Source organism: Oceanobacillus sp. HCA-5259, from assembly GCF_037892815.1.
Lineage (GTDB): Bacteria > Bacillota > Bacilli > Bacillales > Amphibacillaceae > Oceanobacillus > Oceanobacillus indicireducens.
The window spans coordinates 1-26,142 of record NZ_JBBKBV010000036.1 but is presented as its reverse complement, the minus strand read 5'-3'; the positions used below and the strand labels follow the sequence as shown (position 1 = coordinate 26,142).

21 protein-coding genes and 2 riboswitches are annotated in these 26,142 nt (G+C 38.8%); of the genes, 13 read left to right on the top strand and 8 right to left on the bottom strand.

Translation table 11 applies throughout. From position 1 onward, the window contains the following. The first annotated feature begins 16 nt into the window (after window positions 1-16). Window positions 17-128: riboswitch (SAM riboswitch) on the top strand. Window positions 129-294: 166 nt separating this feature from the next. From WKU33_RS15690 to WKU33_RS15670, 5 genes are read left to right on the top strand one after another with little or no spacing between them, the layout of a single operon-like run. Then, window positions 295-1,278 carry an aliphatic sulfonate ABC transporter substrate-binding protein gene (locus tag WKU33_RS15690; protein ID WP_340455474.1) on the top strand — a complete coding sequence of 328 codons (984 nt, stop codon included), beginning with the start codon at window positions 295-297 and terminating at the stop codon, window positions 1,276-1,278. Window positions 1,279-1,294: 16 nt separating this feature from the next. After that, window positions 1,295-2,137: an ABC transporter permease gene (locus WKU33_RS15685; protein ID WP_340455472.1), complete on the top strand. Its 843-nt coding sequence runs from the start codon at window positions 1,295-1,297 to the stop codon at window positions 2,135-2,137. Between the two features lie 13 nt (window positions 2,138-2,150). Beyond that, a complete protein-coding gene (locus tag WKU33_RS15680) occupies window positions 2,151-2,852 on the top strand; it encodes an ABC transporter ATP-binding protein (protein ID WP_340455470.1) in 702 nt (233 codons plus the stop codon). A 15-nt stretch (window positions 2,853-2,867) separates the two neighbouring features. Continuing rightward, window positions 2,868-4,571: an acetate--CoA ligase gene (acsA, locus tag WKU33_RS15675; RefSeq protein WP_340455468.1), complete on the top strand. Its 1,704-nt coding sequence runs from the start codon at window positions 2,868-2,870 to the stop codon at window positions 4,569-4,571. A 56-nt stretch (window positions 4,572-4,627) separates the two neighbouring features. Further along, window positions 4,628-5,305: a carboxymuconolactone decarboxylase family protein gene (locus WKU33_RS15670; RefSeq protein WP_336252786.1), complete on the top strand. Its 678-nt coding sequence runs from the start codon at window positions 4,628-4,630 to the stop codon at window positions 5,303-5,305. Window positions 5,306-5,748: 443 nt separating this feature from the next. On the opposite strand, the gene rocF is transcribed toward WKU33_RS15670, so the two are convergent. Further along, window positions 5,749-6,672, bottom strand: coding sequence for an arginase (gene rocF, locus WKU33_RS15665; protein ID WP_336252785.1), 924 nt, complete (start codon window positions 6,670-6,672; stop codon window positions 5,749-5,751). 334 nt (window positions 6,673-7,006) lie between these two features. Between rocF and WKU33_RS15660 the strand changes: the two genes are divergently transcribed. The 3 genes from WKU33_RS15660 (at window position 7,007) to WKU33_RS15650 (ending at window position 10,905) form a co-directional block, all read left to right on the top strand. Then, the gene (locus WKU33_RS15660) at window positions 7,007-8,323 is read left to right on the top strand and encodes an aspartate aminotransferase family protein (RefSeq protein WP_336252784.1); all 1,317 of its coding nucleotides are present in this window, start codon (window positions 7,007-7,009) and stop codon (window positions 8,321-8,323) included. A gap of 210 nt (window positions 8,324-8,533) precedes the next feature. Beyond that, on the top strand, window positions 8,534-9,898 hold the full coding sequence (locus WKU33_RS15655) for a YjiH family protein (RefSeq protein WP_340455465.1): 1,365 nt from the start codon (window positions 8,534-8,536) through the stop codon (window positions 9,896-9,898). Window positions 9,899-9,933: 35 nt separating this feature from the next. Further along, the gene (locus WKU33_RS15650) at window positions 9,934-10,905 is read left to right on the top strand and encodes a C-terminal binding protein (protein ID WP_340455464.1); all 972 of its coding nucleotides are present in this window, start codon (window positions 9,934-9,936) and stop codon (window positions 10,903-10,905) included. A gap of 136 nt (window positions 10,906-11,041) precedes the next feature. Here WKU33_RS15650 and WKU33_RS15645 read toward each other — a convergent pair whose 3' ends face one another. The 3 genes from WKU33_RS15645 to pruA form a co-directional block, all read right to left on the bottom strand. Further along, window positions 11,042-11,926 (bottom strand): LysR family transcriptional regulator, encoded by an 885-nt coding sequence (locus tag WKU33_RS15645; protein WP_156857502.1) that lies wholly within the window; start codon window positions 11,924-11,926, stop codon window positions 11,042-11,044. 214 nt (window positions 11,927-12,140) lie between these two features. Next, the gene (locus tag WKU33_RS15640; protein ID WP_340455461.1) at window positions 12,141-13,343 is read right to left on the bottom strand and encodes an ornithine--oxo-acid transaminase; all 1,203 of its coding nucleotides are present in this window, start codon (window positions 13,341-13,343) and stop codon (window positions 12,141-12,143) included. Window positions 13,344-13,401: 58 nt separating this feature from the next. Beyond that, complete coding sequence (gene pruA, locus WKU33_RS15635; RefSeq protein ID WP_188858286.1) at window positions 13,402-14,949, bottom strand: L-glutamate gamma-semialdehyde dehydrogenase; 1,548 nt, start codon at window positions 14,947-14,949, stop codon at window positions 13,402-13,404. Between the two features lie 205 nt (window positions 14,950-15,154). On the opposite strand from pruA, the gene WKU33_RS15630 reads away from it, so the two are divergent. The 4 genes from WKU33_RS15630 to WKU33_RS15615 all read left to right on the top strand — a co-directional run bounded on the left by WKU33_RS15630 (window position 15,155) and on the right by WKU33_RS15615 (window position 20,913). Beyond that, window positions 15,155-16,561, top strand: coding sequence for a sigma-54 interaction domain-containing protein (locus WKU33_RS15630; protein ID WP_340455458.1), 1,407 nt, complete (start codon window positions 15,155-15,157; stop codon window positions 16,559-16,561). A gap of 146 nt (window positions 16,562-16,707) precedes the next feature. Beyond that, a riboswitch (cobalamin riboswitch) is annotated at window positions 16,708-16,901 on the top strand. A gap of 132 nt (window positions 16,902-17,033) precedes the next feature. Then, window positions 17,034-19,268 carry a ribonucleoside-diphosphate reductase subunit alpha gene (locus WKU33_RS15625; protein ID WP_340455456.1) on the top strand — a complete coding sequence of 745 codons (2,235 nt, stop codon included), beginning with the start codon at window positions 17,034-17,036 and terminating at the stop codon, window positions 19,266-19,268. Window positions 19,269-19,361: 93 nt separating this feature from the next. Beyond that, the gene (locus WKU33_RS15620) at window positions 19,362-19,829 is read left to right on the top strand and encodes a flavodoxin (RefSeq protein ID WP_340455454.1); all 468 of its coding nucleotides are present in this window, start codon (window positions 19,362-19,364) and stop codon (window positions 19,827-19,829) included. A gap of 43 nt (window positions 19,830-19,872) precedes the next feature. After that, window positions 19,873-20,913 carry a ribonucleotide-diphosphate reductase subunit beta gene (locus tag WKU33_RS15615; protein WP_188858337.1) on the top strand — a complete coding sequence of 347 codons (1,041 nt, stop codon included), beginning with the start codon at window positions 19,873-19,875 and terminating at the stop codon, window positions 20,911-20,913. A 122-nt stretch (window positions 20,914-21,035) separates the two neighbouring features. Here WKU33_RS15615 and WKU33_RS15610 read toward each other — a convergent pair whose 3' ends face one another. From WKU33_RS15610 to WKU33_RS15595, 4 genes are all read right to left on the bottom strand, one after another. Beyond that, window positions 21,036-22,226, bottom strand: coding sequence for an MFS transporter (locus WKU33_RS15610; RefSeq protein ID WP_188858289.1), 1,191 nt, complete (start codon window positions 22,224-22,226; stop codon window positions 21,036-21,038). After that, window positions 22,213-22,638, bottom strand: coding sequence for a MarR family winged helix-turn-helix transcriptional regulator (locus tag WKU33_RS15605; RefSeq protein WP_340455452.1), 426 nt, complete (start codon window positions 22,636-22,638; stop codon window positions 22,213-22,215). The genes WKU33_RS15610 and WKU33_RS15605 overlap by 14 nt, the downstream gene beginning before the upstream one ends. Window positions 22,639-22,774: 136 nt before the next feature. Then, window positions 22,775-23,692: an EamA family transporter gene (locus WKU33_RS15600; RefSeq protein WP_340455450.1), complete on the bottom strand. Its 918-nt coding sequence runs from the start codon at window positions 23,690-23,692 to the stop codon at window positions 22,775-22,777. A gap of 29 nt (window positions 23,693-23,721) precedes the next feature. Further along, window positions 23,722-24,096: a PaaI family thioesterase gene (locus WKU33_RS15595; RefSeq protein ID WP_340455448.1), complete on the bottom strand. Its 375-nt coding sequence runs from the start codon at window positions 24,094-24,096 to the stop codon at window positions 23,722-23,724. A 586-nt stretch (window positions 24,097-24,682) separates the two neighbouring features. On the opposite strand from WKU33_RS15595, the gene WKU33_RS15590 reads away from it, so the two are divergent. After that, window positions 24,683-26,137 (top strand): nicotinate phosphoribosyltransferase, encoded by a 1,455-nt coding sequence (locus tag WKU33_RS15590; RefSeq protein ID WP_340455446.1) that lies wholly within the window; start codon window positions 24,683-24,685, stop codon window positions 26,135-26,137. Window positions 26,138-26,142 lie beyond the last annotated feature (5 nt).

Here is a 26,142-nt window from a genome sequence, read left to right as displayed (position 1 = left end):
ATTACATATGTATACTCTCTTATTAAGAGTGGTGGAGGGAATAGGCCCGACGAAACCCGGCAACCTGCAGTTGGCCAAACTGCAAAGGTGCTAAATCCTACAGTTTTTAAGAATCTGAAAGATAAGAGGAGGAATTTTAAAACCCTCTTCTTAAGGAAGGGGGTTTTTTATATGAAGCAATCTTTGAAAAGGTGGAAAGTTCACATTTAAACCCGACTATACTTATAAGGAAAATAAAGTTTGGAAAACTTAAATTGAAATTCAATATAAAAATAAGCCTAGGAGGAACTAGACATGAGAAAGTGGATTGCTTTTATCGCAGGAATGATTGGAGCCTCGCTCATTATAACGGCTTGTGACTCTGCCCAGGGAGAAGGAAAGGACACATTAGATAAAGTGGTATTAGATTATGCATATTATTCCCCGACAAGTCTAGCATTGAAAGAATTTGGTTGGGCGGAGGAAGTGTTTGAGGAGCAGGGGATAGAAGTGGAATGGGTGCTCAGTCATGGGAGTAATAAAGCACTTGAGTTTTTAAATTCGAGTAGTGTAGATTTCGGTTCGGCTGCTGGGGCAGCTGCATTAATTGCAAAATCAAACGGATCGGCAATTGAGTCCGTTTATATTTATTCGAAGCCGGAATGGACGGCACTTGTCGCAACAGCTGATTCTGACATTAAATCGGTAGAACAACTGGAAGGTAAGAAAGTAGCTGCCACATTAGGAACAGACCCGTACATTTTCTTGCTGCGTTCGTTGCAGGAAGCGGGACTTTCCTCACAGGATTTGGAAATTGTGAACTTACAACATGCTGATGGTGCAAATGCTCTTTTAACCGATCAAGTCGATGTATGGGCAGGGTTAGATCCACATATGGCAAAAGTTGAAGTAGATTCTGGAGCAAATTTATTTTTACGGGACCATGATAAAAATACGTACGGAACATTAAATGTTCGATCCGAATTTGCAGAACAGCATCCAGAGGTTATAGAAAAAGTAATTGAAGTCTATGAAAAGGCGAGAGAATGGGTCATCGAAAATCCAGAGGAGGCAGCGGAAATATTGGCACGAGAAGCAGATATGGATTTAGAGATAGCTGAGAAGAGCTTGGAACGGAATGACTTTTCAGATCCGATTCCCGGAGAGAAGCAAATTGAAGCACTTAACGCAGCAGGTGAAGTACTGCAAGCGGAAAGTGTCATTCAAGAAAATATTGATGTTAAGGAACTTGTGGAAGAATTGATCGTTGAACAATATTCAAAAAATGTAATCGAATGAAGTAGGGGGAATAGGCATGTCCGTCAAAACAGAGGTAAATGAAATATTTGAAGTAAAAGAAAAGAAAGCAATTAAGGTCAACTCAGAATGGAAGAAAGTGAGGGGGTTCGCGCTTGGTCTCATTATCCCAGCTGTTCTGTTGATCATCTGGGAAGCGGCGGTTCGTTTCAGCTTGCTCGATGCTTATGTCTTTCCCTCTCCAACGACAATTGTACAAAAAATCATTGAACTAGCGAATGAAGGAACACTTTGGGGGCATGTTGGGATCACCTTCTATCGTGTGGCTGTTGGTTTTCTAGCTGGGACGGTTGCCGCAGTTGTCATCGGGTCTGTTGTCGGTTATTTTAAATGGTTTGAACAATTGATGGATCCATTAATCCAAGCGTTTCGTTCGATTCCGTCGCTCGCGTGGGTGCCACTATTTATCCTATGGATGGGAATTGGAGAGGCCTCTAAAGTGATGTTAATTGCAGTTGGTGTCTTTTTCCCAATTTATTTGAATATCGTTTCAGGAATTCAAGGTGTAGACCGGAAGTTAATTGAGGTTGGGAAGATTCACCATTTCACAGCATTACAAACAGTTCGTCGCATTATTTTTCCAGCATCCCTCCCATCTTTCCTCGTTGGGTTACGGAGCGGGGTTGGATTAGGCTGGATGTTCGTTGTTGCTTCCGAGTTAATGGGAGCAAGCCAAGGACTAGGATATTTGCTCGTCGTCGGTCAAAATACGTATTCACCTGAACTGATCATTGCAAGCATTATATTATTCGCACTACTAGGTAAAGCAACGGATTTCCTATTGAAGACATTAGAGGCCCGTGCATTAAAATGGCAGGATAACTTACAAAACCAGCTCTGACGGAGGGATCATCATGTTGAAAGTAGAAAACGCATCAAGAACGTTCAATAACGGACTGGCAGGATTTAAAAATCTATCATTTGCCATTCAGGAAGGCGAGACGGTTGGAATCCTGGGAACGAGTGGTTGTGGGAAAAGTACATTATTACGGGTGTTATCTGGTTTGGATGAAGGATTTAAGGGAGATATTGAGCTTGCGAGTCTAGGTGAGCAACCAATCGGAATGATTTTCCAAGAACCGAGATTAATGCCTTGGCTAACCGTGAAAGAAAATATCTTATTTGGTGTAAAAGATACGAAAAGTGTTGACGTGCAGGAATATTTGAATCTAGTCGGATTATCCGAATTTGGCAATCATTTTCCAAAAGATTTATCTGGTGGAATGGAGCAACGAACGGCGATTGCCCGCGCACTTATTGGAGAGCCTAGTGTTTTGTTATTAGACGAGCCATTTAGCGCACTTGATGCTTTCACCAAAATGCAATTGCAGGATTTATTGTTAGAAATTCAAGAGATTCGCTCGACAACGATGATTATCGTTACACATGATATTGATGAAGCATTGTACTTATGTGACCGGATATTGATTCTTGGTGGTCAGCCAGGGACATTGGAAAGAGAGCTGTCCGTTGTGGGAGCGAAGCCTCGTGACCGGGGTAATTCAAACTTAGCAGCAAAAAAAGCTGAAATTTTAGATGTATTACATATTGAATAAGGGGGCTAACGAACGATGGGGAAAGAAGAAGTCATTGATTCATATGAAGGGAATTATAATATAGCAGCTGATCTGCCTGTCAGGGAGGATTTCACTTGGAAGGCAATCGAGTCTCATTTTAGTTGGTCGGATACTGGAAATGTAAATATGGCATATGAGAGTGTGGATCGCCATGTGGCTGATGGTTATGGAGAAAAAATCGCACTTCATTATTTCGGAGAAGCTGAAGAAAATACATTGACTTACCGTGAATTAAAAGAGCAATCGGATCTCTGGGCGACGGTTCTAAAAAATAAAGGGGTAAAAAAAGGCGATTTCGTCTTCGTCTTTTTAGAAAAGCATCCTGATTGTCATATCGCCATGCTTGCCGTAATCAAGCTTGGTGCGATTGTCGGACCACTGTTTGAAGCGTTTATGGAAGATGCTGTGAAAGAGCGTATTGCGGACTGTGAAGGTACTTACTTAATTGCTTCGCCGGAATTGATCAAGCGTGTTCCACGGAAAGAGTTGCCTTCCCTTCAGACGGTCTGGATTACTGGAGAGCCCGAGCAATGTGAAGGTGATGAAATCTCTCTCTATGCTGAAGCACGAGCGACACAAGCAGAAGAAGGCATTATCGAGTGGGTGGATTTAAACCACGGACTTAATATTCACTATACGAGTGGCTCGACTGGTCGCCCGAAAGGTATTATCCATGCACACCGGGCAATGATCCAGCAATACATCACGGGTAGATGGGTTTTGGATTTAAAAGATGATGATGTTTACTGGTGTACGGCTCATCCTGGTTGGGTGACTGGAACGGTATACGGGGTATTTGCACCGCTCTTAAACCGGGCAACGATTGTCATTCATGGTGGCAGATTTGAAGCGGATGAATGGTATTCTGTCTTAGAGAAAGCAGGTGTAACGGTTTGGTATAGTGCCCCGACAGCTTTTAGAATGTTGATGGCAAAAGGGGATGAGAAGTTAACAAACTATGATTTATCTAAGATTCGTCATATTTTAAGTGTCGGTGAACCATTAAACCCAGAAGTCATTCGTTGGGGGATCAAAACATTATCTAGACGTATCCATGATACATGGTGGATGACAGAGACGGGAGCACAGCTTATTGTCAATTTACCGACAGAAAGAATCGTTCCAGGATCAATGGGCAAGCCTTTTCCAGGGATTGAAGCAGCGATCTTAGATGAGGATGGAAAAGAACTTTTACCTGGAGAAGTAGGGCATTTAGCGCTGAAAGCAAATTGGCCTGCTATTATGCGCGAAGTTTGGAAAGACCCGGCGAAATATGAGACGTACTTCCCGTTTGAAAACTGGTATGTGTCAGGTGACTTGGCGACGATGGATGATAATGGTTATATCTTTTTCCAAGGGAGAAGTGACGATATGATTAATTCTTCCGGTGAACGAATCGGTCCATTTGAAGTGGAAAGTAAGCTGATGGAACATCCTGCAGTCGCAGAAGTTGGTGTTATCGGGAAGCCAGATGCGGTCAGAGGAGAAATTGTGAAGGCGTTTATTGTGTTGAAGAGTGGCTATGAGACGAGTGAAGCGTTACTACAAGAATTGCGCCAATTCGTCCGTAAAGGTCTTGCAGCACATGCTGCACCAAAAGAAATTGAATTTATGGAGGAGCTTCCGAAAACACCGATCAGCGGAAAAATTTTACGCCGGGAGTTAAAAGCGAAAGAGCTGGGAAAAGTAGGAGTTTAATTCATTTGAGAAGTAATTTTATTTAAATAGATGAAAATAACAAGGAGGAACTTATCATGAGTCAAGAAACAGTAGCTACAAATCAGGAAGCATTGTACCAAAAATCATATTTCAACCGTCTTGGTGAATTAGGTGATCTGGCGCCAGATACGTTTAAAGCGTTTGCGCAGTTTGATAAGGCAGCATTGGCTGAAGGAAAGTTATCTAGAAAGTTGAAAGAACTCATTGCGATTGCTGTTGCACATACGACAGGTTGTCCGTATTGCATCGAGGTCCATGTAAAAGCAGGTAAAACTGAAGGTGTAACGAAAGAAGAATTGTCTGAAGCAGTTCTCGTTGCAACAGCGTTAAAAGCAGGATCCGCAATTGCTCATGGTGTAAATGCACTGAATGCTTACGATGAAACCCAGGATGAAGAATTATATAAACAATCTTATTTTAACCGGTTAAAAGAGTTTTCTGCACTAAATGACGATATATTCAAAGCGTTTGTAGATTTTGATACGTTGTCACTCAAGGATAATATATTAAGTGTGAAAGAAAAGGAACTCATCGCAGTAGCTGTTGCGCATACGACAGGTTGCCCGTATTGCATTGCTATCCATACAAAGGGAGCCAAGAAAGCGGGTGTGACGAAAGAAGAGCTAGCAGAGTCGATTTTTGTTGCAACGGCATTAAAGGCGGGCTCGGCGATCGCGCATAGTGTGAAAGCGTTAAATGCATATGATAGCTAAGATTAAAAGTCTATAGAAAAAACAATAGAAAAGCCGCATGGAATCAAGTGAAAAAATCTAATATTCTCTCCCTATTCCATGTGGTTTTGATTTTATCATGTTATCGTCCGAACGAACTTAAATGTATCTCGCTCGGTTGATCAGAACCCCTTTAATTGTCTGAACGAACTTAAATCTAAGCCCGTTCGAGTGATAATAGCGCTCCTAATCACCCGAACGAATTCAAAACTTGTTCAAATGGACAATGAAAAATGAAAATGGCTCTTCCCTCTTGATTAAGGTATTGGAAGCGCATCCGATGCAATAATGGAATTACTTGTTGCATCCATTAATTATACCAGGGAAGAGCCTACAATTTCAGACTGCAAAAGTTAAATGAACAACTATTAAATATCTTAATACATGAAGATAGATTTATAGCTGCGTTCCTAAGATACTTTAATTTAAACTGTTGCTTTCGGTGGAGATGTTTTTAAGATTTTCTCACCTAGTAAAGAACCTATAAGATCAACTGCAACTTCAGCTGTTTTATTCCTTTCATCTAGAATAGGATTTACCTCAACAAATTCAGCGGAAGTAATTAAATTTGTATCCGCTAACATTTCCATTGCAAGATGACTTTCACGATAACTGATTCCACCGTTTACTGGAGTGCCTACACCGGGACAATCAAGCGGATCTAAACCGTCTAAATCTAAAGATAAATGGATTCCATCTGTATTTTTAAGATAGTCCATTGTTTCGAGTATCACTTGATTCATTCCAAGTTTATCAACTTCATGCATCGTGTATACCTTCAGGCCAATTTGATTAATCAACTCTTTTTCTCCCTCATCTAAATCGCGTATTCCAATCATCACTACATTCTCAGGTTTTACCTTTGGAGCCTTACTCCCGATATTAACAATGGAAGGGTGACCATATCCTAAGCTAACTGCAAGTGGCATCCCATGAATATTGCCAGAGGGAGATGTTTCTGGAAGATTCAAATCTCCATGGGCATCGAACCAAATAACACCCAAATTAGAATAATTCTGTGCTAATCCCGCTAATGTTCCGATCGCTATACTATGATCCCCTCCTAAAATTAAAGGAAATGCTTCGTTTTTTATTATATTATCTACTTCCTCCTGTAAATCTGTATTTGTTTTAAGAACTGCATCCAAGTTTTTTAAGTTTGTTGAGGCTGAATTGTCCATATCGTTGTTGCAAACCGTAATATTTCTATTGTCGACCACTATATGACCGATATTCTCCAGTCGTTCCACAATACCGGCATAACGAATTGCATCAGGTCCCATGTTGACCCCTCTTCTTGATTGTCCCAAATCCATGGGAACTCCTAAAATTGATATATTTTTACCCATAAAAATACCTCCCATAATAAAGCTTAAGAATATCTTAGTTGTTTAAGCGATATGAATCAATCTAACAATGAAAGTTAATAAATATGCACTATTTTACTCTATGATTATCTCATAGATATTTAGGATTATTACGATAATAGCGTTTAGATAATGGGTAAGATTGCTTTTTAAACTATCTTTTTGCATTTTTATAAATTTGTTGAGGTTAATTTATTAAAAATTAAGGATTTAGTTAGTATTAAATTTTCTTATGGATGGTGTTTGACGGATTTTTGACATTGTGGAAGAATCATGTTTAATATTTCAAAATTTATTAAATAGGAGATGTCTTCAAATGATGGATTGGAAAAAAGTAAATGAGGAAGGTCTACTAGCACCTACTATGGCCAAAGACTTTCCAAATTTGCCTGTTAAAAGGTCTGAAGGTTTGCATTATATTGGAATCGATGATCGCAAATATTTAGATTTAACAGCTGGTATTGCTACAGAAAATACAGGTCACAGACACCCAAAGGTTGTTGCTGCGATCAAAGATCAGGTAGATCATCTAGTACATGGACCAATTGGTATTATCAATTACGAGTCTATCCTGAACTTAGCTAAAAAGCTTAGAACTATTTTACCGAAACCGTTGGATTGTTTCTTTTTCGGAAATAGTGGCACTGAGGCGATAGAAGGGGCACTTAAGCTAGCAAGACATGTAACGAAAAGGCCCTATGTTGTCTCGTTTCTTGGAGGATTCCATGGAAGAACGATGGGCGCATTGAGTCTAACCTCTTCTAAAAGCAAATATAGAAAGCATCTTCCAGTTGGAGGGAATATGACCTATCAGCTTCCTTACGCAAAGGTGTCGGAAACACCACAAGGAGAAGATCCGGAGCTGTACTGGTCTGATCATGTAGAAAAGGACTTTGAATTACTATTTAATCATCAAGTTGACCCTAGTGAGGTTGCAGCAGTTATTTTAGAACCTGTCTTGGGTGAAGGAGGATATGTTGTGCCTCCGAAAGCTTGGTTGCAAAAGATTAGAGAGATTTGTGACAGGTATAATATTTTACTAATCTTTGATGAGATCCAAACAGGGTTTGGAAGAACTGGTGACTGGTTTGCAGCTAATAGATTCGGTGTTACTCCAGATATCATGGCAATCGCAAAGGGAATTGCTAGTGGACTTCCATTAAGTGCAACGGTGGCTTCAAGGGAATTAATGGAACAATGGGAAGTTGGGAGTCATAGTACAACATTTGGAGGGAATCCAGTAGCTTGTGCAGCGGCATGTGCAACGATTGATGTTTTTAAAGAGGAAAATTTAATTGAAAATACTAGAATCCTAGGTGAGTATGCGTTGGAAAAATTAGAGAACCTCAAAGAAAACCATCCAGCCATTGGTAGCGTAAGAGGAATTGGACTAATGATAGGAATTGAAATTGTTCACCCAGACACAGGCGAGCCGAATGGGGAAGGATTAATGAACATACTTGAAAAATGCCTTGAAAAGGGAGTTATTCTTTACTTGAGTGGTAATCAGGGGGAAGTAATTCGTATGATGCCACCTCTAACCATTGATAGAAAACATTTAGATCAAGGAATTGCTATATTGGGTGAAGCGGTAGCTGAATATGAGCAGGATTTAAAGGGAGCAGATAACTGAGTAGCTTAGGAAAATAACTTTTTGTGCTTACTCAGCAACATCATGTGAGTCATGATGTTCTAATCTGTGATTAGGATTTATTGTTTAGATGTACGTTTAAATGTAAGCGGTATCTCAGGGTGAAAGACCTATTAAGAATTGGAAAATAGATATTCAGAATATAAGTATGGTTTATGGTCTAGAGTGATCTAAGATTGGAGAGTGATTGTTATGAGAGCGCAAAAGAAGGAAGTTGAAGAATACTCAGTCTCAGTATCTGGTTTGTTAAAGTTTATCATTCCTTCATTATTCGGTGTCATTATTTTTTTAATGCCAGTAAGAGATGCAGATAATAATTTTAATATTCCGCTTGGAGTAATCACTGAATTTTTTATTGATTTATTTTCAAGTTTCCTTCCATTCGTAATAACATTAGTAATTATCCTTTCAACCGTTCTGTCAGTCATAGCTTATTTCTTCAAGCCTAAGTTTATTACATCATCTAGAATGTTATCTTCAATGTTCAATACATCGTTCTTTTGGCTCGTCATAAGAGTCATTGGAATGGCAGCTGTCATTATGACACACTATCAAGTTGGACTTCGTGTGGTGTATTCTGATAGTACAGGTGGTACAATGATGGGATTATTGACCACATTGATTATGTGGTTTTTAGTAGCTTCATTCTTGATGCCTTACCTGATTAACTTTGGGATCATGGAATTCACAGGAACACTTTTACGAGGTGTTATTAGACCGTTGTTTACCCTGCCTGGAAGATCGGCTATTGATTTATTAGCGTCGTGGATCGGAAATGTTAACGTTGGCGTGGTACTAACACGGGAGCAATATAATACAGGATTTTATACTGGGAGAGAAGCAGTAGCCATTGCTACAAATTTTTCAACGGTATCTTTACCATTTTGTCTTGTTATTGCAAGAATGCTGGAAGTAGACCACATATTTCCGATATTTTATTTAACGATAGTTATTGCAGGGATTATTTGTGCAATGATCATCCCTAGAATTCCACCGGTATCCAGAATCCCTGATACGTTTCATGTTGAGAATCATTATACAGAAGTAGTACCTAAAAACAAAAGCAAATTTGCTTGGGCGTTGGAACAAGCTGTAAAACGTGCGGAAAAGTCTGGTTCATTAAAGACACAATTGAAGCAGGGATATGAAGTTTTTGTAGATATTTCATTTGTCTTGATACCTCAAGTGATGGCAATTGGAACGATTGCATTGATTATTGCAGAATATACATCCTTCTTCACTATTATTTCCCAGCCAATGGTTTATGTGCTAGAGTTCCTTCGAATCCCTGAGGCGCAAGCTGCGGCGCCCGCTACGATCACTGGATTTATTGATATGTTTATTCCTGCAGTGTTAGCTTCAGGAATAGAAACTGAAATAACACGATTCTTTATTGGAGCTTTATCATTAGTTCAAATTATTTATTTAACAGAAATGGCAACTTTAATAATCATTTCAAAAATGCCGGCGAATTTCTGGGATTTATTAATTATCTTTATTCAAAGAACAATCATTTCCATGCCGATTATTGCGATCATTGCACATATTATTTACTAGACTTTAAAAATTAAGTCTATAACGGAGGCAATTTTATGTTTAAAGTAGTACGTACCTTTGACTTTCCGGGTGCACTCGGAATTGAGAAAGAAATCTTCGGTGGCCAGATTGAAATTAAAGAAATTCCATCTTATACGGAAGATGATTTGATTAAAAACTGCAAAGATGCAGATGCTGTCATTTGTGAATATGAACCATTTACAAAGCGGGTAATAGATGCATTACCTAATCTAAAGCTTATTGCATTCGGTACGATAGGATTCAATTATGCAGATATAGACTATGCAAAATCTAAAAACATTGCCGTATCCCATGTTTCAAAATACTGCATTAAAGAGGTTGCTGATTATACGATGGCTATGATATTGATGCTTAATCGTAGAATTAGTTCATTTCATCATCAAGTTAAAAAAGAAAAAATATGGAAGTTTGACACATTTCCAAATACAAGAAGACTGGAGGAACAAACGATAGGTCTATTAGGGTTTGGTAATATTCCTAGGTTGGTAGTCGAAAGATTGAAGCCATTCGGGTCAAAAGTAATTGCGTATGATCCGTTTATTGATAAACGTGAAGTGAAGGAAAGATATCATGTGGATCTAGTTTCTTTTGACAAAGTGCTGGCCGAGTCAGATATTTTAAGTATTCATCTGCCGGTAAATAATGATACATATCAAATCATTAATGATCAAAGTATCGCAAAAATGAAAGACCAAGTTATTTTTATTAACTCAGCAAGGGGACAATTGATTGATGAATCTGCAATTGTACGTGCCATTGATTCTGGGAAAATGCAATATTATGCTGCAGATGTATTAACTGAAGAAAACCCTGATTTGCACACCCATGCGTTTATGGAGTATGAAAATATAATTCTTACTCCCCACATTGCATTTTATTCCCAAGAAGCGATTCGGGAGGCTTCAATTGAAAGTGCAACAAATGTAAAAAACTTCTTTGAAGGGAACTATAAAAAGGCTCAGATTGTAAATGGAGTGTATGTATAATATTTTGCTAAAAAATTGAAGTATACTAGCATGTTATATTTTTAATTTGTAAGGATTAATTAACCCACATATTCATTTGATGTGGGTTAATTGATGTTTTTTGCATTAGTTTAGATATAACTGGCTTAGTTAAATTCTAATGATGAGTAGCTAGTGGCCAAGCGCTTTGTAATAGCTCATTAAATGTTTGAATATTTGGCTCTTCCGAACGAACCTTTAAATAAATAGATGAAGTGGTGACAAGATCAGCAATCCTTTCTAAAACGATAAGAGAACCATCCTCCAATTCTTCTTTGACTATATTCTCTCCTAATACAGCGGAGCCTGTCCCATTTAAAACAATTCGCTTTATTGTTTCATCACTACCTCCACAAATAATGGTTGATTCGGGTTTGAGACCCGTTTCTTTAAAGTAATTACTAGCAATTTCACTAAAACTACAATCGTCATCATAAGAAATAAATGGGTAATCAGAAAAAATTTCATCTACATTTTTTCCCTGACTAATCTCAGAGGAAGCGACTAATACCACATGCTCTTCATCTAAAATAATCTTATTTAAATCAGCTCCTCCATCGTTACCTGCCACTATGGCGATATCAGCAACATGGTTTCTAGCGCATGCAAGAGCGTGGTGACTATTTAGTGGGAGAAGGTTTAAACGAACATTTGGATACATCTCGGAGTAAGCCTTTATTATTAATGCAAGATAGCGCGTACAATAGTATTCAGATGCTGCAATCGTAAGAGTTCCATCAGGGCGGTGCAGTTTCTGCATGTCTCTTTCGATGTCTTCTATATAGGCAAGTAAATGATCTACATGTACCTTAAACTTCTTACCAGCGGCCGTTAAAAAGGTCTCTTTACCAATTCGGGTGAAAAGTTTATGGTTTAATCTTTCTTCTAAAGCTTGGATATGTAAAGTTACAGTAGGTTGGGTGTATTTCAATTCCTTTGCAGCTTCCGTTAAGTTTAATTTTTCCGCTACAACTTGAAATGTCTTTAGATTTCTAATTTCCATTTTATCGCTCCTTCCATAACAAACAGAAAAATATTACTGATTCTTCTAACTTTAATACCCTATAATATACCACTTTAGATTGTTATTAGCAGCAGAGAAGATTATAAAATAAAGCTTTATAGCAGTTAAATGGATAAGATAAAAAAATACAATCGCCGTTCAAGCCTGATAAAGATACAGCGATTGTACAAATAGGATGATAGATTATCTATTTTTATGATGATAATACGTTATTAATTTTTTCAATAGCCCAGTCAAGTTCTGCTTTTGTTATCGTTAATGGTGGTGCAAGTCGGATTGTATTCTCATGAGTTTCTTTACATAATACGCCTTCTTCTTTTAATTCCTCACAATATTTGCGAACAGGATGATCGAACTCCATACCGATGAATAGTCCGCGAGCTCGAATTGCTTTCAGTTCGGGGATGTTCATTTTACGCAATTCTTTTTCGAAGTATTCACCAAGCTCCAGTGATCTTGTCACAAGATCCTCTTTTTCTATTACATCAAGGGCAGCTAAAGAAACTGCACATGCTAGTGGATTTCCACCGAAAGTCGAACCGTGTGATCCAGGTGTAAAGACATCCATTATTTCTTTATCCGCAGCGATAGCGGATACTGGAAATACTCCACCCCCAAGGGCCTTACCCAATACATAGATATCTGGTACAACATCTTCCCAGTCACATGCAAACATTTTTCCAGTGCGTGCCAAGCCTGTTTGCACCTCATCGGCAATGAATAACACATTATTCTCCGTACATATTTCACGAATTCCTTTGAGATAGCCTTCGGGGGGAATGATGATTCCGGCTTCCCCTTGAATAGGCTCTACAATAATAGCGGCAGTATTTTCTGTAATCGAACGCTTGACAGCATCTATGTCACCGAAGTCTACTCGCTTAATATTTGGGATAAATGGGCCGTAATTCTTTCTTGCAGTAGGATCATTAGATAAAGAAACTGCATTTATTGTTCGTCCGTGAAAGTTCCCTTTTGCAGCAATGATCTCTGCCTGATTATCCTCTACTCCTTTTATTTCATAAGCCCATCGGCGAGCAGCTTTTATCGCAGTTTCTACTGCTTCTACTCCTGTATTCATTGGTAATACTTTATCTTTACCAGTTAATTTTGAAATTCGTTTTGTCAAGGGACCTAGCAAATCATTATGAAAAGCGCGGGATGTCAAAGTTACTTTATCGGCTTGCTCTTTAAGTGCTTTAATAATTTTGGGGTGCCGATGTCCTTGGTTGACTGCTGAATAAGCACTAAGCATGTCCATGTATTTATTGCCTTCCGGGTCCTTTACCCAGACCCCTTCTGCTTCCGAAATTACAATCGGTAGTGGATGATAGTTATGTGCACCATAATGCTCGGTTAATTCAATAATTTCTTCGGTTGTTTGCGTTAAAGTCATCCGTACTCCTCCTTTAGAGTAGTGCAAGGAACTATGATGCTCCTTGCACTGTTCTATATTAGTATGATTCAGAAATTGTTTTCGCTAACATATGGAGTGCCAAATAATCTGGACCTCCCGCTTTTGAATCCGTACCAGACATTTTAAATCCGCCAAACGGGTGGTAACCAACAATTGCCCCCGTACAATTACGGTTGAAGTATAAATTACCGACATGAAATTCTCTAGAAGCTTTATTTATTTTTTCACGATTATTTGTAATTACCGCTCCTGTTAATCCATATTCAGAGTTATTGGCAATTTCCAGTGCATGATCAAAGTCTTTTGCCTTTGCAAATGCAACAACAGGGCCAAAGATTTCCTCCTGCATGATACGTGCTTCTACATCTAAATTAGCAAAAATGGTTGGCTGAATAAAATAACCTTTGGAGTCGTCCCCCTCGCCACCAGTCATTAGTTTGCCTTCTGCTTTACCGATTTCGATATAATTCATAATCTTGTTGAAGGCAGCTTGATCGATAACAGGTCCCATATTAACGTCGGGTGTGGTAGTTTCACCAACAGTTAGCTCTTTCGTGCGTTTTACTACCCTTTCTAGTACTTCATCATAGACATCTTCATGAACGACTGCGCGAGATCCAGCAGAGCACTTTTGCCCTGAAAATCCAAATGCAGAAGTTACAATGGCGTCGACAGCAATATCAATGTCTGCTTCATTATCGACTACAACTGTATCTTTTCCACCCATCTCTACAATTGTACGTTTTAAGTGAAATTGGTTCTCATTAACCGCTGCGGCACGTTCATATAAGCGAGTTCCAACTTCACGTGAACCTGTAAAGGTTATTAGCGCTGTTTTTGGATGATCCACAAGATAATCTCCAACTTCTGAACCACTGCCTGGTAGGAAGTTGATGACGCCATCTGGTATGCCTGCTTCCAATAAAACATCTACAAATTCTGCAGCAATTACAGGGGTTGCACTTGCAGGTTTAAGTATGACTGTATTGCCTGTAACAAGTGGTGCTACCGTTGTACCTACCATAATGGCAAAAGCAAAGTTCCATGGCGGAATGGTCACTGCAACGCCTGAAGGGGTATAGAGGTACCGATTGTATTCCCCTGGTCTACTATTTATTTCTTTTCCTTTATCTAATTCAATCATTTGTCGGGCATAATACTCCATAAAGTCAATACCCTCTGCAATATCAGCATCGGCTTCGTTCCATGGTTTTCCAGCCTCTTTAATCAGTAAAGCTGTAAATTCACTCTTTCTGCGACGGATAATTGCTGCAGTCCGTATTAAAATATTCGCCCGGTCAATTGCATTCGTATATCTCCAAGTTTGGAAAGCTTGATTCGCTGCTTGCACAGCTTTTTCAGCATGTTCCTGATTCGCCTTGGCAACGTATCCAATTATTTCTTCTTTTTTCCCCGGATTAATAGAAGTGATCTTTTCTTCAGTAAGTACTTTTTCTCCATCTATTAAGAGGTCATAAGTTCCCCCGAGTTTTCTTTCAATTTTTTCTAACTCAGATTCCAATCTTTTGCGATTGCTCTCTATTGAGAAGTCTGTAAATGGTTCGTGCTTATACGGTGTTAACATAGAATCCACTCTCCTTATAAAATTTCGCTTGCTTGTATAAATAGCAAAAATCATGCCAACTATTTAAGTGTTGACTTATCAAGGTTTTAATAAAAAGAGATGCAAAATAAATTTGCGTTATTTTTAAAAAGCGCATAACCGTGCAAAATTATTTTGCTATTACAGTATATTTCCATTAAGCTGATAATAGGGAGGGAACACTTTCATGGGAAATGATGTAATGGATCTGCAAGCACTAAAGCATAGAAATAAACTATATGAACAGTTGCTGGATGAAGTGAATGTTGGTATCCACGTAATTAATAATCAAGGGAAAACAATTATTTATAACAAAAAAATGATGGAAATTGAATCAATGGAAGCAGCTGACGTATTGGATAAGGATGTATTAGAAGTTTTTTCATTTAAGGAAAATCAGCATAGTACACTTGTCCATACATTAACAACCGGGAAAGAAACTAGAGGGATTAAACAAACTTACTTTAATAATATTGGAAAAGAAATCACGACAATTAATGATACTTTTCCAATTATAAAAGATGGAAAGATTACTGAGGCAGTCGAGATAGCAAAAGATATCACTCAATTAGAACAAGTTATTAAGGAAAATGTGTTACAGAGGAAAAACACCAAATTTACATTTGATCAAATTATTGGAGATAGTGAAGAATTTGCTACGGTAATTGAAGATGCAAAACTAGCAACTCGAACAACTTCATCTGTTCTTATTGTTGGCGAAACAGGAACTGGTAAGGAATTATTTGCGCAAAGTATCCATAATGGTAGTGCAAGGTCATCTGCTCCTTTTGTCGCCCAGAATTGTGCAGCAATACCCGAAAGTTTAATGGAGAGTTTATTATTTGGTACAAAGAAAGGGGCCTTCACGGATGCGATAGATTCACCCGGTCTATTTGAACAAGCAGATGGTGGAACTTTGTTACTTGACGAGATTAATTCTTTAGACGCTTCCCTTCAAGCAAAACTCTTGAGAGTGCTGCAAGAAAGAACAGTAAGAAGAATAGGGGATACAAAGGATAAAAAGGTGGACGTTCGTATTATCGCAACGATTAATGAAGACCCGGCCGATATGATTATGGAAAATCGAATAAGGAAAGATTTATTTTATCGTTTGAGTGTCGTAACTTTATTCATCCCCCCCTTGCGTGAAAGAAAAGTAGATATTATGCCTTTAACGACGGAATTTATTAATAAATACAATACACTTTTTCAAATGAATATAAAGAATGTTAGTGCGGAAGCAAAAGAATTACTCTATGAACACGACTGGCCAGGGAATGTAAGAGAGTTAGAGCATACTATTGAAGGTGCGATGAATCTAGTAGTTGAAGAAAAGGAAATTCAAGTTCATCATTTACCCACTCGTTTTCGAAACCATAATAAATATAAGAGAGACAATGATAGAAACAGCAAGGATAGTCCCCCTATAATCGATTTTCATTCGAGAAAGCTGCGAGTTAGAATGGAACAGTTGGAAAAGGAATATATTAAACGAAAACTTTTAGAAAATAACTATAATATAACACAAACTGCAAAGATTCTTGGTATAAGCAGACAGAGCCTTCAATATCGCATAAGGAAATTTAATATTTAAATTTAGCACGTATTAACGGTCTGTAACATTTGAGTAAATTTTCCTTCAGCTAACGGAACCTTTTCGTAAGTTATTAATTGTTGAAAACGGGTATACTCTATGATAGAATTCAATATATAGTGCTTGACAAGGCAATTTAATACTAAATGTAGTATATAAGTAATGGTGACAAGATAACTGTTTAAAAGGGAATCCAGTTAAAAGCTGGAGCTGCCCCCGCAACTGTACGTGTGGACGAATTAGTAAACCACTATATCGCTTGCTGTTAGGTGACGATATGGGAAGGGCTATAGTAGGAAGAAGCACAAGCCAGGAGACCTGCCATAACTTGCAAGTTTTGTTTCTTCGGGGTGTAAGAAAGGTAAAACGATAAGAAGTGTGTATTTTTTTATGCATTTTGTCGTTTTTTCCTGCCGTTCATCCCGAAAATGAACGGTTTTTTTAATGTGTTTACATAAAGGGAGGAAATAAAATGCAAACAATGAGTCAAACTAAAAGTTCTAAAGGGATTGAATTAATTGATGAATGGGCCAAGGGATTAAATATTCAAACCGAAAAATATAAAGAAAAAGTGGAAGGACTCTGGAATTCTGACCAAATGAGGGATGAATTTTATGATGCTCTAATTAACCATGCCCTTGAAAATATAGACGAAGTATCACCAGACTGGACTTATTTTGCTACACGAATTTATTTGCATGAACTCTATCAAAAGGCTGCAGAAAATAGGGGTTATGACGCTTCTCTTTCGTATGGTCCCTTCTACGATTTATTAAAGCAATTGACCGATAAAGGAATTTATTCTACTAATCTTCTTTCAAGCTACACGAAAGGGGAAATTGATTATTTTGGTGAGTCACTTGAACAGGAAAGGGATTTATTATTTACGTACCCTGGCATTTATACATTGGCAACTCGTTATCTTGCAATGGATCATGAAAAGAATATCTATGAATTGCCACAAGAGCGCTGGATGGTTATTGCGATGCATCTTATGCAAGAAGAACCAGCTGAGGGTCGCACGAAGCACGTTCTAGAAGCATACTGGGCGCTGAGTAATTTATATATGACGGTTGCGACACCAACATTGGCTAATGCAGGGAAGAGTCACGGGCAATTGTCGAGTTGTTTTATCGATACGGTAAATGATAGTTTAGAAGGCATTTATGATAGTAATAGCGATGTTGCCCAACTGTCGAAAAATGGCGGTGGAATTGGGGTTTACATGGGTAAAGTCCGAGCGAGGGGCAGTTCAATTAGAGGATTTAAAGGGATGTCTAGTGGGGTTGTACCATGGATTAAACAGTTAAATAACACGGCGGTAAGTGTTGATCAGCTTGGTACTAGAAAAGGTGCAATTTCGGTTTATTTAGATGTATGGCATCGCGATATTGAGGAATTTCTTGATTTGAAGCTAAATAATGGGGACGAAAGATTACGAGCCCATGATATCTACACAGGGGTAAGTATGCCAGACTTATTTATGGAACAAGTGGAGAACAGAGGAGACTGGTATTTATTTGACCCTCATGAAGTTCGTGAGGTGATGGGCTTCTCTCTAGAAGATTTCTACGATGAGAAGAAAGGTGATGGAGAATGGCGCAAGAAATATCAAGCATGCATTAACGCTAATTTAGATTCGAAAAAGAAAGTACCTGCAATTGAAATTATGAAGAGAATCATGCGGTCCCAGCTTGAAACAGGGGCACCATTCATGTTTTACCGAGATGAAGTGAACCGCCGGAATGCGAACTCTCATACTGGGATGATTTATTGCACGAATTTATGTACGGAGATTACGCAAAACCAATCCCCGACAGAGTTTGTCCAGCAATATCTCACGGAAGAAAATGCCGTTGTGAAAAAATACAAGCCTGGTGATTTTGTTGTTTGTAACCTGAGCTCCGTCAACTTAGGAAAGGCTGTACCAGATAATGTATTGGAACGCCTCATCAAAATTCAAGTTCGCATGCTTGATAATGTCATTGATATCAATACGTTGCCATTATTACAAGCAACGCTCACGAACCAAAAGTATAGAGCGATTGGTCTAGGTACATTTGGATTCCACCATCTGCTTGCAAAAGAAGGAATTGAGTGGGAATCAGAGCAAGCTGTAGAATATACCGATGCAATTTATGAAAAAATCGCCTACTTAGCGATTTCTGCATCAGCAGATTTAGCGGAAGAAAAAGGCAGCTATCAAGTATTTGAAGGAAGTAAATGGAGTACAGGAGAGTACTTTGATAACAGAGGGTACGATGATTCCGAAGAGTGGATGGCATTGAAGGAGCGGGTGAAAGAAACCGGAATCCGCAATGGTTATGTAATGGCTGTTGCACCGAATGCGTCTACTTCGATTATTGCCGGCTCTACTGCAGGAATCGACCCAGTGTTTAAACCTTTCTATCATGAAGAGAAGAAAGACTTTAAAATGCCTGTAACGGCACCAGATATGGACCACAATAATTACCATATCTACAGACGTTCCGCTTATATTGTTGACCAGCGCTGGTCGGTGAAACAGAATGCAATGCGCCAGAAACACGTAGACCAAGGGATTTCATTTAACATGTATGTGCCGAACACGATCCGGGCTTCTGTTTTACTAGACTTGCATCTACAGGCTTGGAAGAGCGGACTGAAAACAACTTACTATGTACGCTCTTCTTCTACAGATATTGAAGAATGTGAGTGGTGTCAATAATGGATATGGGAAAGTTTTTACTTTCCCATATCTCTGCCCAAAGGAATCGATGACAAAGGGATTAATCGTACGTTATAAACAGGAGTGAAATAAATGAACATACTCATTGCTTATCATAGTTTTAGTGGCAATACCGAGGAAATAGCGGAGATGATCCAGGATCGATTAAATCATCACGGTTATCAACCTGAATTATATGAAATTGGTATGGGTGCCTATTTTCCTGAGTTAAGTAATTACGATATCGTCATGTTAGGGACGTTTACATGGGATCTGGGTAGTACCCCGGCTGAAGTAAAAGACTTTGTAGCGGATGTCGGCTATAAGCCGGATAATATTGCCGTGTTTGGCTCAGGCGAAACCCAATTTGGCGGGGAAGAGATGTTCTGTCTTGCAGTTACGAAACTAGCTAGATTTTACAATAGTCCATGGGAAGGTTTGAAAATAGAACAGTCCCCAAGGGGAAGCCAGGAGATAAAAGTTTCCAATTGGGTAGATGGAATTGTAGAAAGTGTAAGAAAAGAAAAAGAGCAGAAGAGCTGGGTGACAGTAGGCGTATAGAGTGAGTAAGAATAGAAAATTAAAAGAGGCAGGGAATACAAATATGACTGTAGTTTTAAAAAAAGCTAGAACGTTAGAACCAAAAAACCCTAATAAATCAACAGGGATTTTTGGGGGGAAGTCCAGTGGTATTTTAAATTGGAATGATATTGCATATCCCCATTGGTATCAGATTTACAAAAAGTTACTAGGAAACTACTGGCAAGCGGATGAAATCAATATGTCTTCCGATATTAGGCAGTTTCCCGAGTTGACGAAGGATGAACAGGATGCCTATTTGAAGATTATCGGATTACTGTCTACGTTAGATGCACCACAGACACGGACGGCCTTGTTATTATCTTTATACGCAACCGATCCATCCGTACAATCCATTATGGCTGTAATTTCGCAGCAAGAGGCTGTGCATAATGAGAGCTACTCGTATGTTTTATCATCTGTCGTGTCGTTGGATGAACAGAATAAGTCATTCGAGTTAGGCCGGACAGATCCAGTTCTCCTAAAACGGAACGAACGGATTATCAAAGTTTATAATGAATTTGCAGAGAATCCGACAATCAAAAACATATTAAAAGTCATGGTCTATACTTCTCTGCTGGAGGGAATGTTTTTCTATTCCGGATTTGCCTTCTTTTATAACTTAGCACGAAATAATAAAATGGTAGGAACTAGTACGATGATCAGCTATATTAATCGGGACGAGCTCGAGCACGGAAGATATATTGGCGAATTGTTCCGCGCAACACTAGCTGAGAATCCGGAGTATAATACGGAAGCGTTCAATGAGTGGGTATATGATGCGTTCCGTCATTCGGTGGAACAAGAGATTAATTGGTCCAGATATGTATTAGCTCATGTTGATGGAATTGATTTAGATGAAATGGAAGGCTATATTAAATATCGAGCGAATAAGATGTTACGTATGTTGGGCTTAAGTGAGATATATGATGGTTACTTCGATAATCCGATGAAATGGATTCGCGCATATGTAGATAACTTTGATGGAACGAAGACAGACTTCTTTGAGCAAAAGTCACGTGCCTATACAAAAGTAAGTGATTTGAACGGGTTTGACGACTTATAAAGTGAAACTTCATTCAGTGGGGGTATTACAGACCGTTAATGCGCGATAAAAGAATCGTTTGTTAGATAGGAAAATCCGAACAATCTAGGAGGAACTTCTACCTTAGATTGTTCGGATTTTTGTTATGTTATTCTTAGCATTTGCTTCTCTTTTCTACCATACAAGAAGAAATAAAGCACGGTTGAAGCTAATACTACAAAACCTAAAATACCGTAAAGGGAACTGTAACCTATTAAAGGTATAATGAATCCGAGCAGATAAGGGCCGAACCCAAGCCCTGCATCAAGCGCAATAAAATAGGTTGATGTAGCGAGTCCTAATCGGTGAGGCGGGGTCAGCTTAACTGCGATAGCCTGTGAGCAGGACTGGATATTCCCAAACCCAAGACCAATCAGAAATCCAGACAATAATAGAGTCATCCCGCCACTTGCTGTACTTAGAAGCAGCATTCCAGCTGTAAAAATCACAAAAGCTGGATACATGACATAGTTTGCTCCTTTCAAATCCATTAAGCGGCCAGTGAAAGGGCGTGATAGTAAGATTGCCACAGAGTAGACGAGAAAGAAGAAACTCGCCACTTCAACGAGGTTTTTTTCTGCGGCATAAAAGTTAATATAAGAAAGCACACTCGAATAGCAAAGACCTAGCACGAGAACAATAATTGCAATAGACATCGCCCTTGGTTCGATAAAATTAGAGATTTTAAATCCTTTCTCCTCTAACTCTTCTATTGAAAAGTCTACTTTTGGCACATTGATTAGAAATGCTGTAATTAAACTAATAACCCCCAATAGTAAACAGAAACCAAAAATAATCGAATAGCTCGTGTTTTGACTTAGATAAAGCCCAAAGAATGGACCAATAGCTGCAGCCAAAGTTGCACTCATACTGTAATAGCCGATCCCTTCAGCTTTTCGAGATGCCGGAATCAGGTCAGCAACAATTGTTCCAGCTGCTGTACTCGCTATTCCAAGTGTAAATCCATGCAACAGTCGCACAATTAATAGCGAATAGATACTCGCACTAAAAAGATAAAAAATACTCATAATCGTAAAAAGAATTAGGCCAATAAATAATGTTTTCCGCCGGCCGATCAACTCAATATTTCGCCCAGCTAATAGTCTTCCGATCAGCGTGCCGATAATAAAGATTCCAGTTACGAGCCCAGCAAGGCTTGTGGAAGCTTGATATTCGTTAGAAGCGTAGACCGCCATGATGACAATTAATAAGTAAAAGACCATCGTCAGGAAAAAGTTAATCATGGCAGTAATGATGAAATCCTTTGTCCATAGTTTCGGTTTACTCACGTTCATTATCCTTTCTAATATTCTCTTGTAATTTAGGGAAGATATGATAAGCAGCTAGTTGCTCTTCCTTCGTGATACCTTCCATGACATGATTTTCTAAATCCGTTATTTTTATTCTGCATGTTCGATAAATCTCTTTACCCAAATCCGTTAATTGAATAATCTTCTCTCTTCTGTCTTCACTCGGAATTGGTTTTATAATTTGCATTTCTTCCAAGCGGTGAACTCTCCTTGTGATTGTTGGTTTCTCCACATTATAGTAGTTCGCAATCTCAACTAATGTAGAGGACCCGTTATTATTTAAGTAAAAGATAACTTGCCATAAGGAATAGGAAAGTCCATGATCGCTTAATAGTTCATTCAATTTGCTAATGAGCGGGCGATATAAGCTTAAATAACGCTGAAAGAATCCTTCCAAGTTTTAACCTCCTCCTGCGAAAATTAGTTACCTAGGGTAATAGTTAACGAAGGAAACTATAGAGTATTTTAAAGGAAATGTCAAAAGTAAAAAAGCATAAAAAGACATCCAGGCCATACTCCTGAATGTCTCTTCCTCATTCAATCTCAGCTTTCTCACTATCTGCTAAAGCCATAAAGACAATCATCGCAATCACACAAGCTGTGCCAAGCCATTGAAACGATCCGAATGGCTCTTTCAGCCAAAATACAGTCGTTAAAACTGCGGCGAGCGGCTCTAAGCTACCTATTAAACTCGTTTCCTTTGGTGAAAGACTATGTAAACTCTCGATGAAAAACCAAAAAGCAATCATCGTTCCAAAAATCACGACGAAAAATAAATAAAGATACCCTTCTAGTGGGAGCGCCGCGAAATCCATTTGCCATGGTGGATGGATAAAGCTTAACGTGAAGCCTCCAATGACCATCGCCCAGCCGACAATAACGAGGGAATCGAAATAGGCGAGGAGGGAAGCAGCATATAATGTGTAAAAAGCGAAAGCGACCCCTGACAGAATTCCCCACATGACTGCCGGTGCGGGGACAGATAATCCTGATAACGATCCATTCGTCAGTAAAAAGAAACAGCCGCTCAAAGAAAGGAAGACAGTTACAAAATCAATTCTTCTTAACTTCATCTGTCTCCGTACCAATAAATAGGCGATAATCATAATTGGCGCTTGATATTGTAATAGGGTAGCAACAGCCGCGTTTCCGTGATTTATCGAAGCCATATACGTATATTGGACCGCAAGCATACCAAAAAGTCCGAATATAAGAAGCTGGAACGCATTCCGCTTATTTTTCCAAACATCGAATACTTGTTTCTTATCCCTTGTGAGATATTGAATCGTTAATAATAAGATTCCAGAAACAAGCAATCGGACGGTAACAAGCCAATCTACTTCAATTTGGAAATCTTGAAAAAGTTTTTGGGAAACCGTACCACCGACTCCCCAAAATGTTGCACCGATAATAACAAAGAAAAACCCTAGTTTCCTGTTCTGTCTACTCATTCTTTCTTCACCATCATAATTATAAATGCTTATTTCTGAATGACTGCGATTGTACAACGGGATACACAGACAAGCTTGCCTGTTGCTTCATCCGTAATTTTAACTTCCCATATATGGGTTGTCCTTCCGATATGGAGCGGTTTTCCAACTGCAGTTACGTTACCATCCCGCACACTGCGGATATGGTTCGCATTAATCTCAAGCCCCACTGCTGCTTCCGTTTCAGCATCTACTAGATTCATGCTTCCTACACTGGCCACGGTCTCCGCAAGAACAACTGACGCTCCTCCATGCAGCAGTCCATAAGGCTGGCGTGTTGGTCCATGTACAGGCATTGTCGCTGTCACTTTTTCCTTTGTTATTTCAACTATCTCTATTCCAATGGCATCCATGATTGTATTCATCTTACGTCCTCCCTGCCTGAATTCTGTATTCATCATAGCTGGAAGAGACCGCTTTGTAAAATGATGATAAATTTAAAAACATGGTAACATAGGTTATACTGAAATTGATTCATACCTTTTCATAAGGAATAAAACAGTAAAAGGATGTTAGATATGAATATGAAACGAGATGGAGAAAATGTTCTAGATATGATATAAGCCGGGATAAAGTTAATAGAACTTTATTCCGGCTTTTTCTTTTTTTACACAGATTGAAGCTAAGATAAAAAATAAAGACTTCTTTGTCGTTACATCGAAGGTATATGATCATTTTGATAAGCAGGATTTCCGGAAGATCGTCTTTTTGAAAGCGAGGATATAAAAATGGGTATCATGCTATGATATATCTTAAAGATGACGCGCTAAGCAAAATGAGCACATCCCGCTCGCCTGGATACAAATTTCTTACGGACAAAAGAAGTGCATGAACTTGTTGACTTTGCAAAAGATATATTGCAAAAAAGGTGAAAAAACAAATGAGTAGGTGTAAAGTTTATTTATAGTACGGGTGTCCAAGCATCCTTAGTCAGCTTAGGAGGAAATTATTATGAACAATTACAGTGATGATAGTCTTGCCCTTCATACGGACCTATACCAAATTAATATGGCAAAAGCTTATTGGGAAGATAATATTCATCATAAAAAAGCTGTATTTGATTTGTATTTCAGGAAGTTGCCATTTGGGAATGGATATGCAATATTTGCTGGGTTAGAGCGAATCATCGATTATCTACAGACCTTTCATTTTTCCGAAAGTGATCTGGATTATTTAAAGGAGTTAGGCTACAAGCAAGAATTTATTGACTATTTACGAACCGTGCGCTTTACAGGAAATGTCCGTGCAATGAAGGAGGGCGAGGTTATATTTAATAATGAACCAATTCTTCAAGTCGAAGCCCCGTTAATCGAGGCGCAACTAATTGAAACGGCTCTGTTGAATATCGTTAATTACCAAACGCTTATTGCAACGAAGGCCTCCCGAATTATGCAAGTTGCAGGGGACAAGCCGGCATCGGAATTCGGTACGAGACGCGCGCATGAATTTGATGCTGCATTATGGGGTACGAGAGCAGCTTTTATCAGTGGCTTCTCTAGCACAAGCAATGTTCGAGCAGGCAAGCGCTTCGGTATTCCTATATCTGGAACGCATGCCCATTCGTATGTTCAGGCATATGAAGATGAATATATTGCTTTCCACAAATATGCAAAATCCCACAAGAATTGTGTTTTCCTAGTGGATACTTATGATACGTTAAAGTCCGGTGTTCCAACGGCAATCAAAGTTGCGAAAGAGCTTGGCGATAATATAAATTTTGAAGCGATTCGATTAGACAGTGGAGATTTAGCCTATCTCTCCAAAGAAGCAAGAAAATTATTAGATGAAGCAGGGTTTGTAGATACCAAAATCATCGCTTCAAATGATCTAGATGAATATACCATTATGAATTTAAACGCACAAGGAGCGCAAATCGACGCATGGGGTATCGGAACGAAAGTGATTACTGCTTTTGACCAGCCAGCCTTGGGAGCCGTATATAAGATGGTAGCTATGGAAGATGAAAATGGCGAAATGACTGATCGGATCAAGCTTTCTTCCAGTCCTGAAAAGGTTACGACACCGGGACTAAAAAAGGTATACCGCATCATTAATAAATTTACAAATAAATCAGAAGGGGATTATATCGCCTTAAATTACGAACAACCTGAAAAAGAATCTAAACTTCATATGTTCCATCCCGTACATACGTATATTGGAAGTTTTGTTACCAATTTCATCGCAAAGGATTTACATGAGGATATTTTTGTGGATGGTATACTTATGTATGAAAACCCACCACTCCAAGAGATTCAATCTTACTCCAAGGAACAATTGAATCTATTATGGGAAGAATACAAGCGTTCCTTAAATCCGGAAGAATATCCAGTCGATTTAAGTCAGGCTTGTTGGGATAACAAGATGAAGCATATAGAAGAAATGAAAAAATACAGTTTTAAAAAATAACATAT

Bases quoted from the DNA above. Each gene is read 5' to 3' on its own strand.
- WKU33_RS15690 (WP_340455474.1), top strand. From the start codon at position 295: ATGAGAAAGTGGATTGCTTTTATCGCAGGAATGATTGGAGCCTCGCTC.
- WKU33_RS15685 (WP_340455472.1), top strand. From the start codon at position 1,295: ATGTCCGTCAAAACAGAGGTAAATGAAATATTTGAAGTAAAAGAAAAG.
- WKU33_RS15680 (WP_340455470.1), top strand. From the start codon at position 2,151: ATGTTGAAAGTAGAAAACGCATCAAGAACGTTCAATAACGGACTGGCA.
- acsA (WP_340455468.1), top strand. From the start codon at position 2,868: ATGGGGAAAGAAGAAGTCATTGATTCATATGAAGGGAATTATAATATA.
- WKU33_RS15670 (WP_336252786.1), top strand. From the start codon at position 4,628: ATGAGTCAAGAAACAGTAGCTACAAATCAGGAAGCATTGTACCAAAAA.
- rocF (WP_336252785.1), bottom strand. From the start codon at position 6,672: ATGGGTAAAAATATATCAATTTTAGGAGTTCCCATGGATTTGGGACAA.
- WKU33_RS15660 (WP_336252784.1), top strand. From the start codon at position 7,007: ATGATGGATTGGAAAAAAGTAAATGAGGAAGGTCTACTAGCACCTACT.
- WKU33_RS15655 (WP_340455465.1), top strand. From the start codon at position 8,534: ATGAGAGCGCAAAAGAAGGAAGTTGAAGAATACTCAGTCTCAGTATCT.
- WKU33_RS15650 (WP_340455464.1), top strand. From the start codon at position 9,934: ATGTTTAAAGTAGTACGTACCTTTGACTTTCCGGGTGCACTCGGAATT.
- WKU33_RS15645 (WP_156857502.1), bottom strand. From the start codon at position 11,926: ATGGAAATTAGAAATCTAAAGACATTTCAAGTTGTAGCGGAAAAATTA.
- WKU33_RS15640 (WP_340455461.1), bottom strand. From the start codon at position 13,343: ATGACTTTAACGCAAACAACCGAAGAAATTATTGAATTAACCGAGCAT.
- pruA (WP_188858286.1), bottom strand. From the start codon at position 14,949: ATGTTAACACCGTATAAGCACGAACCATTTACAGACTTCTCAATAGAG.
- WKU33_RS15630 (WP_340455458.1), top strand. From the start codon at position 15,155: ATGGGAAATGATGTAATGGATCTGCAAGCACTAAAGCATAGAAATAAA.
- WKU33_RS15625 (WP_340455456.1), top strand. From the start codon at position 17,034: ATGCAAACAATGAGTCAAACTAAAAGTTCTAAAGGGATTGAATTAATT.
- WKU33_RS15620 (WP_340455454.1), top strand. From the start codon at position 19,362: ATGAACATACTCATTGCTTATCATAGTTTTAGTGGCAATACCGAGGAA.
- WKU33_RS15615 (WP_188858337.1), top strand. From the start codon at position 19,873: ATGACTGTAGTTTTAAAAAAAGCTAGAACGTTAGAACCAAAAAACCCT.
- WKU33_RS15610 (WP_188858289.1), bottom strand. From the start codon at position 22,226: ATGAACGTGAGTAAACCGAAACTATGGACAAAGGATTTCATCATTACT.
- WKU33_RS15600 (WP_340455450.1), bottom strand. From the start codon at position 23,692: ATGAGTAGACAGAACAGGAAACTAGGGTTTTTCTTTGTTATTATCGGT.
- WKU33_RS15595 (WP_340455448.1), bottom strand. From the start codon at position 24,096: ATGAATACAATCATGGATGCCATTGGAATAGAGATAGTTGAAATAACA.
- WKU33_RS15590 (WP_340455446.1), top strand. From the start codon at position 24,683: ATGAACAATTACAGTGATGATAGTCTTGCCCTTCATACGGACCTATAC.